11 protein-coding genes are annotated in these 12511 nt (G+C 38.7%); 7 read left to right on the forward strand and 4 right to left on the reverse strand.

What is annotated here, in order from left to right:
* Positions 1-93 precede the first annotated feature (93 nt).
* The 3 genes from ACGF49_RS07525 to ACGF49_RS07535 form a co-directional block, all read right to left on the reverse strand.
* Positions 94-1398 (reverse strand): carbohydrate porin, encoded by a 1305-nt coding sequence (locus ACGF49_RS07525; RefSeq protein WP_387490387.1) that lies wholly within the window; start codon positions 1396-1398, stop codon positions 94-96.
* Positions 1382-2803 carry a glycoside hydrolase family 1 protein gene (locus ACGF49_RS07530; protein WP_113041525.1) on the reverse strand — a complete coding sequence of 474 codons (1422 nt, stop codon included), beginning with the start codon at positions 2801-2803 and terminating at the stop codon, positions 1382-1384. The genes ACGF49_RS07525 and ACGF49_RS07530 overlap by 17 nt, the downstream gene beginning before the upstream one ends.
* A gap of 75 nt (positions 2804-2878) precedes the next feature.
* Positions 2879-4315 carry a PTS transporter subunit EIIC gene (locus ACGF49_RS07535; RefSeq protein WP_113041526.1) on the reverse strand — a complete coding sequence of 479 codons (1437 nt, stop codon included), beginning with the start codon at positions 4313-4315 and terminating at the stop codon, positions 2879-2881.
* Positions 4316-4761: 446 nt separating this feature from the next.
* On the opposite strand from ACGF49_RS07535, the gene ACGF49_RS07540 reads away from it, so the two are divergent.
* The 6 genes from ACGF49_RS07540 to nhaR all read left to right on the forward strand — a co-directional run bounded on the left by ACGF49_RS07540 (position 4762) and on the right by nhaR (position 10862).
* The gene (locus ACGF49_RS07540) at positions 4762-5613 is read left to right on the forward strand and encodes a PRD domain-containing protein (RefSeq protein ID WP_113041527.1); all 852 of its coding nucleotides are present in this window, start codon (positions 4762-4764) and stop codon (positions 5611-5613) included.
* Between the two features lie 104 nt (positions 5614-5717).
* Positions 5718-7565, forward strand: coding sequence for a beta-glucoside-specific PTS transporter subunit IIABC (locus ACGF49_RS07545; protein WP_113041528.1), 1848 nt, complete (start codon positions 5718-5720; stop codon positions 7563-7565).
* 345 nt (positions 7566-7910) lie between these two features.
* Positions 7911-8087, forward strand: coding sequence for a hypothetical protein (locus tag ACGF49_RS07550; protein WP_158536510.1), 177 nt, complete (start codon positions 7911-7913; stop codon positions 8085-8087).
* A 38-nt stretch (positions 8088-8125) separates the two neighbouring features.
* Complete coding sequence (locus ACGF49_RS07555) at positions 8126-8389, forward strand: helix-turn-helix transcriptional regulator (RefSeq protein ID WP_113041529.1); 264 nt, start codon at positions 8126-8128, stop codon at positions 8387-8389.
* Positions 8390-8557: 168 nt separating this feature from the next.
* Entirely contained in the window at positions 8558-9724 is a 1167-nt protein-coding gene (gene nhaA, locus ACGF49_RS07560) for a Na+/H+ antiporter NhaA (protein ID WP_113041530.1), read from the forward strand.
* Positions 9725-9947: 223 nt separating this feature from the next.
* Positions 9948-10862 (forward strand): transcriptional activator NhaR, encoded by a 915-nt coding sequence (gene nhaR, locus ACGF49_RS07565; RefSeq protein ID WP_112876440.1) that lies wholly within the window; start codon positions 9948-9950, stop codon positions 10860-10862.
* Positions 10863-10936: 74 nt separating this feature from the next.
* On the opposite strand, the gene rpsT is transcribed toward nhaR, so the two are convergent.
* The gene (gene rpsT / locus ACGF49_RS07570; RefSeq protein ID WP_112876441.1) at positions 10937-11197 is read right to left on the reverse strand and encodes a 30S ribosomal protein S20; all 261 of its coding nucleotides are present in this window, start codon (positions 11195-11197) and stop codon (positions 10937-10939) included.
* 350 nt (positions 11198-11547) lie between these two features.
* Between rpsT and ribF the strand changes: the two genes are divergently transcribed.
* The gene (gene ribF, locus ACGF49_RS07575) at positions 11548-12492 is read left to right on the forward strand and encodes a bifunctional riboflavin kinase/FAD synthetase (RefSeq protein WP_112876442.1); all 945 of its coding nucleotides are present in this window, start codon (positions 11548-11550) and stop codon (positions 12490-12492) included.
* The last annotated feature ends 19 nt before the right edge of the window (positions 12493-12511 follow it).

Below are 12511 nucleotides of genomic sequence, written 5' to 3' on the forward strand. Positions count from 1 at the left end.
TCTTCACATAATAGAGCTGGATTGTTAAATAAAGCTCGAATTATGGGTAAAAAGTCCTCGTTTTGGATGAGGACTTTTTGTTTTGGTTAAGAATTATAAACTAAACGTAATTTGTGTGAGCAAATTATAGGCATCATCCTCTTTTGGTGTCACTGATGGGTGATGAGTATACGATAAGCTATTAGTCCAATAGATTCCGTTATAAACACGATAACTATAGGCTACGGAAGCGGTTGCACTATAACTTTCAGCAAGTTGACCATTGCGAGAGAAATAATTTTTTGCATCGTCACTGAACTTATTATAAGCCAGACCAAAAGTAACCATATCGTTTGGACGCGAATCAAATGGACCAATACTGAACAGTGATAATGAAATGTCGGCATTAAACAGGTTACGATCTTTTGGCGCATAGTTGGCTTTACCGTCAATATACCAGCCACGGAAAGGCATTGACGTATCCGGCTTGGTTATTTGGTGGGTAGCTGCGATATAATGAGAGTAAGTGTAATCTTCATACTCTGAATTGTTATAGTTAAAATAAGGTGTTTTATTGAATACCGATCCACCCCGCAGCCAGATCATATTCTCCGTTTCATTGGCATTAACACGATAACCTAATTCGTTGATGACTAAGGTTCCTGCACTGGGAAGTTTCCAGCGCAGACCATAGGTATTATATTTTGAATCGGTTTTTAAACCTTCTGAGCTTTGACTTCTGGCAACGCCAATGTGGTCATACCAACGTTTATTTTCCGATAAAAACCGAATATCTATCGATGGACTTGGTTTGCTAATGGTTAGTCCAGCTTGGGACAACATCACACTGGTTGGCCCTAGCGCTGATGATGCTGTACTGCTACCCAAAAATAAGCCATAAAAATGGGAGAGTAGTGTCGTATAGCCATAATTTAATATGACTCGATCATTCAATAAGGGTTGATTAATGGAAAAGGCTGAGACAAAAGGATGTCCATCTTGACCATTATTTTTGAAGTTATTATAAGCATAGGTTAAACCTAAACGCAGTTGCGCTTTATCAGTGAAACCAATCCGTGATAAATCATAAGTGAGTTCTGTCGCGGCGATATTACCGGTCGTTAAGCGCTGTCCCATATAATTGGGATTAGGCGTATTTTTCCAGCTTCTTGATATATCGTAGGTTAGATTAGTAAGTAGTTGAAAATTTGCATAAAAGCCACGATCGGCCATCTCTTTTCTAAGGCCGCCCCATTCAGGAAATACTGTATCGCATGCAGATGAAACCGAAGGTGTTTCTAGTCCTCTTGGTAAAAGGGTATCATACGAGTGACAGTTATTTTCCGCTGCTACCGTGATATTGTTATAAAGCAAAATAAGTGGAATCGTGAGTAAAAGAAATTTATTGGTTATTTTCATTTTCTACCTCCGGGGCTTGAAGGGTATTACCGTGACTGCTGATCACCTCTTTATACCAACTAAAACTTTTTTTACGCCGCCGTTCTAATGTCCCATTACCTTGGTCATCGCGATCGACATAAATAAACCCGTACCGTTTTGACATTTCTGCTGTAGAGGCGCTGACCAAATCTATTGGCCCCCATGAGGTATATCCTAATAATTGAACACCATCTTCAATGGCTTCCCGTATCTGAAATAAATGATCGTTGAGATAGTTAATCCGATAATCATCAATAATAGAGCCATCGTCTTGAATAACATCCCTGGCACCCAAACCGTTTTCTACAATAAACAGGGGTTTCTGGTAACGGTCATATAGCATATTGAGAAGATAGCGAATGCCTTGGGGATCGATTTGCCATCCCCATTCTGAGCTGGACAGATAAGGATTTTTCACCGGATTAATGATATTCCCTGAGGTCTTGATAATCTCAGGATTTGTCGTTGCACAGCTACTCATGTAGTAACTGAAAGAGAGAAAATCAACGGTTTCTTTGAGTGCTTTTTTATCTTCATCTGTGATATCAAGTGTAATATTTTGTTCTTCAAATAGACGGGACATATAGGATGGATAATATCCACGAGCTTGTACATCAAAGAAGAACAACCATTCGCGATTCTTTTTCAATGATTCTAATATATCATCAGGGTGACAAGTCAATGGATAATAAGGGGCCGCTGCCACCATATTACCTATTTTTGCATCAGGAATAATTTCATGGCAGGCTTTAACTGCTTTAGCACTGGCAACTAATTGATAATGTAGCGCCTGATAAATATCTTGAATTTTACTTTTTTCTGGTAATCCTGCGCCGGTAAAACAAGAGAATAAAGACATGTTAATTTCATTGAATGTCAGCCAATATTTTACTTTATGTTGGTAACGTTTAAAAACAGTTCTGGTATAATGGTCAAAAAACGCAATTGTTTCACGATTTCCCCAACCACCATATTTTTTTACTAAGCCATAAGGCATTTCAAAATGGGAAAGCGTAATGAGTGGTTGAATATTATATTTTATCATTTCGTCAAACAGGCGATCATAAAAAGCTAAACCATTTTCGTTCGGTATTTTTTCATCTCCTTCAGGAAATATGCGTGTCCAGGCGATAGAGGTTCTCAGGCATTTAAATCCCATTTCAGCAAATAGCGCAATATCTTCGGGATAACGATGATAAAAATCGATGCCAATATCCTTAATATGAAAATCACCCAAACTGCGTTCCATGCTGTGACCAATGACTCCACAAGGTTGCATATCTGAGGTTGATAACCCTTTGCCATCTATTTGATAGGCACCTTCAACTTGATTTGCCGCCAGCGCTCCTCCCCAAAGGAAGTTATTTGGAAATTGTTTTTTCATGATTTTCCTCTTGTTAATTGCTCGTTAAACTTGGAAGATATTCTCTTAATATGATTCTTCATTTCAGAGTTTAAATTAATTTTTTGCATGGGATGTTATTAGTGGAACTTTTACTTCTGATGGCAAACCGAATAAATAGGTTGCGATACAGGAGAAGACAAATGAACCTAACGAACCTAATATGACACTCCAGAAAGCACTATCTATGCCGGCGGGAGAAATAAATGAGGTAAACGCAAAGATACCCATGCCGCCAACGTTATATGCTGTTCCTGAATAGAAACCGACAATTGCCCCGCCAAGCGCCCCACCAATACAACCGATAATAAATGGACGTTTTAGTGGTAGTGTGACACCATAAATAGCAGGTTCGGTGATGCCAAAGAGACTTGATATCAGTGCGGTACCTGATAATGTTTTCATATTCTTATCACGTGTACGTAAAAATACCCCCAGAGTTGCGCCTGCTTGACCAAATATTGCTGGCTGGAGCAGTGGGGAGAGCATATCTTTTTTCTGGGTCATCATGTTATTGATCATTATTGGGATAAGTCCCCAATGCAGACCGAAAATGACACAAACTTGCCACAATGCACCCATAAAAAGTCCAGCAATGACCGGATTTAATTGATAGAAAAAGAGATATCCGGCAGCCAGGCTATCACTGAGCTCTGTTGCTATAGGGCCAATAACTACAAAAGTCAAAGGAACCGTAATCAATAGACACAGGAAAGGTGTGGCAAACAGTTTGACGGAGGAATGAAACCAGCTATTAAACTTCTTTTCCAGCAAGCAGCTAAACCATGCTGATAAGATAATGGGAATAACGGTTGAGCTATAATTAATGAAAGAGATAGGAATGCCAAGGAAATTGAGGTGAACAGCAGGAGTCGTTTGCGAAAGTTTAAATGCCTCGGTCATGGTGGGATAGGTTAAAGCGGCCCCGATAACCATCGTAATAAACGGGTTGCCTCCGAACCGCTTACCTGCGGTATACCCTAATAAAATAGGCATGAAATAGAGCATGGCATCACCGGTAGCGTATAAAATTTTATAGGTCCCGCTGTCTATGCTCATCCAATTGAATACGTTGGATAAAGCGAGAATGCCTTTAATTAATCCGGCGGCGACCAATACACCTAATAGCGGGGTAAAAATACTGGAAATAATATCAATGGCGACATCAAGAATGCGTTTTAAACCTCTGGCGTTATCTCGTTTTATCTCTTGCTGTGAAGTTATATTTTGTGCTGCTTCTGCATCATCTTGTAAGTATTTATGATTAATATCATCGTAAACATCCCCTACGTGACTACCGATGACGACCTGATATTGCCCACCACTCTCTACTACGGTAATAATTCCCTTAGTCTGTTTGAGTAATTCGCTATTGGCCAGACTGCTATCTTTAAGTTTAAATCGTAAACGAGTCGCGCAATGGACCAGGCTAGATATATTCTCTTTCCCACCTATTGCGCTAACTATTTTCTCTGCCAGACTTTCGTATCTCATTAGACTTCCCCTTCATTTAATACGCTGAAAACAGCGAAAGACCGAATTTAAGGCAAAAAAAAACCTAATCCATCATCTACAATCGTCCTGGAATAAGGGGATCGTGACGTGATGGATTAGGTTTTGCCCGACGTCAGTCGCAACTAAGTCGGTAACAAGCCTATATCAGTTGGTCAAAAACTAATTACTCCTTGCGATACTTGCAAGTTATTAAATGTAATTTTGGTAAAAATGTGATGCTTATCATAAATACCTTGGGTAAGTGGATATGTTGCTGTGTCGTTGACTTTGTAAAAATAATGCCTTAGCCTGAAAGATAACATAATGAATATAGTGTACAGGAGTGTTACTGATAAGATCAGGCACAACCAGGTCACAAATATATTTCACCTATTTTATAGGCTTAGGTTGGCGCATATAATAGTTTATCCTGTAAGGTATCTCTTTTGTTAACGATAGTAAAACTCATAAATAATAATGTCGTTCTTGCCATTGATGAGAATAATAATGAAGTTATTCTAATGGATAAGGGCATAGGTTTTAATAGAAAAAAAGGTGATAGGCTGAATATTCAAGATGTTGCAAAAGTCTTCACTGTTGAAAAGAACGATAGAATTAATCAAATTATTGCGACTATTCCAGTCTCAGTTATAGAGCTAACCGAGAAAATTATCGCATTAGGGAAAGATCTTCTTGGCAAATCTCTCAACGATTCATTACTCATTACTTTGTCAGAGCATTTAAACTTTGCATTTGAGCGTGTGAGTAAAGGGTATCAGATTGGTAATGTCTTACAATGGGAGATCCCTCATCTTTACCCGTTGGAATATGAAGTCGGTAAACAGGCGCTTATCTATATTAATGACCAGATTGAAAAACCATTACCGCCGATAGAAGCCTCATTGATTGCCTTGCATTTTGTCAATGCTCAATATGAAGGGCAAACAATGGGAGATACATTAAAATTAACGAATTTGATTAATAAAACGGTTAAGCTCATTCATTACTATTTTCATGTTAACCTTGATACAACCTCGGTAAATTACTCTCGTTTTATTACGCATTTGCGCTATTTCCTGATTAGACAAAATAAAAATGAGCATTCTTCTGCGATTGAGGTGGATTTTTCTCTGCAAGAGTTGATAGAAGAAAAGTATTTCAAAAGCTACAACTGTGCAGTTAAGCTAATTAAATATCTGAGGGAGAAATACCAATGGAAAGTGCCCGATGATGAATTGATTTATTTAGTCATTCATATAGAACGGGTGGTTAATGATAGTTATAAGGGCAGAGAATGATAAGTAAATGGATCGTCAAATAAGTGTCAATCGCTAATGGTATTAGATGAGTATATTTATGTGATTTAGATTTTTTGGGTAACAGATTAGAGGTGGGGGATAAAATGAGAGATGAAGATTTTTCAAAAGAGATCATTAGATTTATTGGCGGACAAGAAAATATAAATAAAAGTTGGCATTGTGTTACCAGATTGCGTTTTAATATTATAGATGATAGTAAAATGGATATTGCTGCGATTAGAAAAATGCAGGGGGTTATTGGGGCGCATTTTCACAGCGGGCAATTACAAATAATTATTGGTAATAGAGTTGTTGAAATATTTAGTGAAATAATTAAGCAGTTAAAAGAAAATGAAGGAAATCATTATGGTCCAAAAAAGGGTTTCATTAGTCATATTCTTGACGTCATTTCAGGCATATTTGTTCCCATATTGCCAGCAATTGTAGGGGCGGGTTTACTTAAAGGCGGATTAATTTTTTTCTATATGATGGATTGGGTTTCAGAGCAGAGTAATGAGTATAAGTTATTATATATTTTTTCTGATACACCTCTCTATTTTTTGCCTGTTCTTTTGGCTTTTTCAGCGGCAAGAAAATTTAAAACAAATGAATTTATTGCCGCCACATTAGCGTGTATTTTAATTTATCCAACATTATCTGACCTTGTGAGCAGTTCTGGTGGCGAATATTTCAATGTATTTGGTATTACTATTCCCGCTATTCATTATAGTTATACTGCCATTCCAATTATTTTAGGGGTTTGGTTGCTCAGTTATATTCATAGATGGGTAGATAGGTTTATTCCAACGGTATTGAAAATAATATTTACACCATTATTGGTCTTATTAATTTCTGCACCTATTTTATTGATTGTTGCTGCACCGTTGGGAAATACAATTGGTTTGTATATTGAAAAGTGGCTTTTAATATTATTTTCCGTGGCTGGACCGTTTGCGGGATTATTGTTAGGTGGATTGATACCTATTTTAGTTATTACTGGGATGCATTATGCCTTTTTGCCAAGTGTTTTTGCTAACTTTAAGTCTCTTGGATACGATTTTATGTTATTACCTATCAGTTTTGCGAGTAATATTGCACAAGCTGGTGCGACATTAGCAGTCGCAATTAAAATTAAAGACAGGCAAATGAAATCATTAGCTTATTCATCTTCATTCTCTGCTTTTTTAGGCGTAACTGAACCTGCAATGTATGGCGTTACGCTTAAATTAAGAAAACCTTTTTATGCTGCATTAATGGGTGGAGCCGTTGGTGGCGCTATTATAGGTATTTTCTCTGTGAAAATATTTGCTTTTAGTGTGCCGGGATTGGTGTCATTACCTTTTTATATGCAAAAAGATAGCAATAATTTTATTTTTATTTTGCTTGGCATTTTTAGTAGTTTCTTAGTGGCATTTATATCCACTTTATTAATGAAATTAGAATCTAATGTTGATTCTATAGTATTAATAAAGCCATGCTTTTCAAAAAAGAAGAAAATCATATTACGTTCTCCGATGACCGGCACAATAGAATCTCTCTCAAGAGTACCTGACGATACTTTTTCTGAAAAAATTATTGGTGATGGTATTGCTATTATTCCTACCGAAGGTGTGGTTAAATCGCCTTTTAATGGTAAGGTTTCAATGATTACTCCGACTGGACATGCTATTGGTTTAATTTCCGATCAAGGAGTAGAGTTATTAATTCATATTGGTATTGAAACGGTAGGTTTGCAAGGCGCAGGATTTAATTTACAAATTATAGAAGGGCAGAGAGTGGTTGCCGGTGAGGTATTAGTTAATTTTGATCTGGAATTTCTTCAAGAGAATAAAATTCAGATTATATCGCCAATTATCGTCACTAATAGTGAGGAATATCACTCAATAATGCCGACTAAAAGAAGAAGAGTTATTGGATGTAAAGATGATTTGTTGGTTATTAATCGATGTTGATTTGTTTTCCAAGTAATTAGTGTATGTTGATAATATTCTTAATGCTTTTTTTTATTTAAAGATTGCGATATGACCAGTTTTAATACCTGTTAATTATTCATGCTGTTTTCTCGTTATTATTGTCTTATTTTATCTTTTCTGTCGAATTCTTAGAAATTATCTAGCTATATAAATTCTGAAAAAATATATTTTTCATAATATTAAGTCATATTGAATACTCATATTTTGAGGTGAAAAATTAAACAATCTACATTGACAATTAACCCTAAAAGGGCTACTTTTTATTGTGTAATAATATAAGGTAGCGGAATGGCCGCAGCCTGACATCCCTAAAAAGGAAGAACGATGAGCACTACTGAAATGACTACTGCTGAACTCGAAAAAATCCACGCTGAAATAGCAAAATTAATGGCAGAAACGACAAAGATAAATCGTGAGGCGACGTGGTATCCGATTGTTGTTGCTTCTACTCTTATTGGTGCGGTAGCGACTATCACAACTCTATTGCTCAAATTCATTTAATTGATTGGCCCCGTAAGGGGCTTTGTTCTGGAATACTTATGCGACTGATCGGCAATTATTCTCCTCCTACTACAGAAGATCTCATTAAACTCAAAGAAGAATTAGGTTTCACGGGAGAACAAATGGCCGATTTAGCGGGAGTTTCCGGTAACAATCAATGGAGAAAATACACGGGTGGGAAAATGCCACGTGTTATTTCTCCGCACATTCTATTTTATATAGCAACACAGTTAACACTATCAGAAGATGATTTAAACCGCATTTTGGCTAAGATGCGGGAAATTGGTGCTAATGTAAGATAAATAGGCACGCTCCACTTAACGATTTCCTCTGATTGATAATCTATTTTATTGAGATGTAGATCATCAATAGATCGGTTATAGCGAATTATTCTGGTCATAAAATCGATTTTTTTCGAAACCATAGCTAGAGTACCATTTAAGTCCGATCAGTTTCAGAGGTTAATCATCGTGACAGCAATTATTCGTCAATTCCTGAAATTAGAAGCGGCTGGAGGGCTTCTTCTTATCATCACTGCCATTATTGCGTTGATAATGGCAAACTCGCCATTACAGGGTATTTATCAGCAATTTCTTAATATTTCGGTGGCAGTACAATTCGCTGCACTGGAGATCAATAAGCCTTTGTTGTTGTGGATTAATGATGGCTTGATGGCGGTCTTCTTTTTGATTGTTGGTTTGGAAGTAAAACGGGAACTGTTGGAAGGCTCTTTGGCAGGGCGTGATAAGGCACTATTTCCGGTGATAGCGGCGATAGGTGGTATGGTCGCTCCGGCACTAATATATCTACTCTTTAATGGCAATGATGAGTTTACCCGTCAGGGTTGGGCTATTCCTGCGGCAACCGATATTGCTTTTGCCTTGGGTGTGATGGCGCTATTGTCTAAGCGAGTACCAACAGAACTCAAGGTTTTCTTGTTGGCACTTGCGATTATTGATGATCTGGGCGTTATCGTGATTATCGCTCTGTTTTATACCAAAACAGTTTCTCTTGTGGCGCTTGGATTGTCAGCGGCAATGATTGCTTTGCTGGTTTGGATGAATTGGCGCGGTGTCGAAAAAACATCGGCTTATCTGGCTGTTGGCACTATCCTTTGGGTTTGCATCTTGAAATCGGGTGTTCATGCAACACTAGCCGGCGTCATTGTTGGTTTTCTGATTCCTCTGCGTGGTCAGAATGGTCATTCACCATCTGAATTACTTGAGCACGGTTTGCATCCTTGGGTGGCGTATCTCATTTTGCCATTATTTGCATTTGCCAATGCAGGTGTAGCCCTGAATGGCGTTACGTTAAATGGTTTGACCGATATATTACCGTTAGGTATTGCTGTGGCTCTGTTTCTTGGTAAGCCATTGGGCATTTTTCTTTTTAGCTATATTTCTATTAAGATCGGATTTGCTAAATTGCCACAGCAGATTAATCTTAAACAGATATTTGCGGTTTCTGTTCTTTGTGGAATCGGCTTTACTATGTCTATCTTTATTTCAGGATTGGCTTTTGAAGGAGCGGATGAATCTTTCAGTGTCTATTCCCGTCTTGGCATTCTGATGGGTTCAACCATCGCTGCGTTTATAGGGTATGGCTTGTTACGAATGGTCTTACCAAAGAAAAAGTGATGGCAGAGTGGGGATAAATTCATTAACTTAGCCAAATGAAGTTCTACATTTTAGAGAAAATTTCTGGACTGACTCATCATTTTTGTATTTGCGGTACAACAACTCAAATTGTATCGCGGATACTTTATGTAGTGAAAAAACAGAAAATCACCGGGAGACGGTGGATTAGTAATGTATGGCTGGCGTTGTCTACCAGACGTAAGCGATACATAAGGAAAAACGTATGCGGGTGTCACATCTGAATTTTAATCATCTCTATTATTTCTGGCATGTTTGCAAGGAAGGATCAGTGGTTGGGGCGGCAGAAGCGCTTTATCTAACACCTCAAACGATCACAGGACAGATAAAAGCGCTGGAGGAGCGTCTGGGAGGGAAACTGTTCAAACGTCAGGGCAGGGGATTAGTGCCATCAGAGCTAGGACAGCTTATTTTCCGCTATGCGGATAAGATGTTTATGCTAAGCCAGGAGATGTTGGATATCGTTAATTACAGCCGTGAATCTAATCTTTTATTTGATGTTGGTGTTGCTGATGCACTGTCCAAACGTCTGGTTAGCCAGGTATTGAAAACGGCGGTTGTGGAACATGAACAGATTCATCTACGTTGTTTTGAATCAACCCATGAATTGTTGCTGGAACAACTCAGCCAGCACAAACTCGATATGATATTGTCTGATTGCCCGGTGGATTCTTCCCAACAGGAAGGGCTGTTCTCGGTAAAACTGGGTGAATGTGATGTGAGTTTCTTCTGCCGACAACCTATCCCGGAAAAACCTTTCCCGGAGTGTTTGGAGGAACGTCGCTTATTGGTTCCAGGGCGTCGCTCTATGTTGGGGCGTAAGTTGTTGACTTGGATACGTAATAAAAATCTTCAGGTTGAAGTACTAGGTGAGTTTGATGATGCTGCGTTAATGAAAGCGTTTGGTATGTATCATAATGCGATTTTCGTGGCGCCATCTTTGTATACCAATGATATTTTTACAGATAATGATATTGCCGAGATTGGTCGGTTGGATGCCGTGCAGGAAGAGTATTATGTGATTTTTGCTGAGCGAATGATTCAACACCCGGCTGTTCAAAGGGTATGTAATAAAGATTTTTCTGCGTTGTTTAATGTGCTATCTAAGAAGCGTACTTAAAAAATAATTGATAGTAACTGCAAACACAAAAAAACCGGCGCAGGCCGGTTTTTCAGTAACTCAAACGCAAATTATTACATTGCGTTGATTTGCGCTGTCAGATTAGATTTATGACGTGCTGCTTTGTTTTTGTGGATCAGACCCTTACAGGCGTGGCGATCGACAATAGGTTGCATGTCATGAAATGCTTTCTGCGCAGCTTCTTTATCGCCAGTAGCGATAGCAGCATATACCTTCTTGATAAAGGTACGCACCATAGAACGACGGCTAGCGTTATGCTGACGACGTTTTTCAGACTGTATGGCGCGTTTCTTAGCTGATTTGATATTAGCCAAGGTCCAACTCCCAAATATATTCTATCGAGGACAATTCAAAGGCCGAGGAATATGCCTGTTCAACCTTCTTTTGTCAATGGATTTGTGCAAATAAGCGCCGTTGTACCGCGGCAACTTGTTTCGTTGTGATGGCGCAGGATTTTATCAGTTTACTTAGTGGGAATACAGTCTTTCACAATAAAAATCTCATTGAATAGTCCAGATAGAAATAAAATGAATATTTTTCGGGATTCCTGCTCGTTTTTGTTGTATGAATCAGGGCTATTGATTTAAATCATCTTATGATGGTGGGTTAACCTTGAGCTTTGTACAAGGTATAATTTGGTAATTTCCAGGGTATTGAGCCAGCTATGGAGCTAATTCGCGGTATACGTAATATCCGGACATGTCACCGCGGTTGCGTGTTGACGATTGGTAATTTTGATGGTGTCCACAGAGGTCATCAGGCACTACTGAAACACTTAAAACACGAAGGGCAGCGTCTGGGATTACCAGTAATGGTCATGATTTTTGAACCACAACCTTTGGAGTTTTTTGCTAAGGGTAATGCTCCTGCGCGTCTAACGAGATTGAGGGATAAAGCCAAATATCTCGCCCAATGTGGAGTGGATTATTTATTATGCGTGAAATTTGATAGAAATTTTGCGGCAAATACGCCAGAAGCCTTTGTTTCACGGTTGCTGGTGGAAAAATTGGGTGTTAAGTTTCTCGCTGTAGGAGACGACTTTCGTTTTGGTCAATCTCGCAGTGGTGATTTTGCCTTTTTGCAGCGAGCCGGTGAGACATACGGCTTTGATGTGACCAGCAGTGAAAGTTTTTGTGATGATGGTTTACGGATTAGCAGCACAGCTATTCGTCAAGCACTGCAAGATGATGATTTGGTATTAGCCGAAACATTATTGGGACATCCATACAGCATTTGTGGCCGGGTCGTTCATGGTAAGCGACTAGGGAGCACTATTGGTTTTCCAACAGCAAATTTGCCGTTAAAACGATTAGTGGTTCCGGTACACGGCGTTTATGTTGTTGAAGTCTATGGTTTGGGAGACCAGCCTTTACCGGGTGTTGCCAATATTGGTACACGTCCAACAGTCTCTGGTCAGGGTCAACAACTTGAAGTACATCTAATTGATACCCAAATGGATCTCTATGGGCGTTATATTGATGTGGTGTTACGCAAAAAATTGCGTAATGAACAGCGGTTTGCTTCCCTTGATGCACTCAAGCAGCAAATTGCGAATGATTTGGTTGCTGCGAAGGAATTTTTTAAGCAGCTACCTGTGTCATGTATCTAGCGGAAAATTGGAATTGAGA

The organism is Photorhabdus sp. RM96S (assembly GCF_042879335.1).
Classification (GTDB): domain Bacteria; phylum Pseudomonadota; class Gammaproteobacteria; order Enterobacterales; family Enterobacteriaceae; genus Photorhabdus; species Photorhabdus kayaii.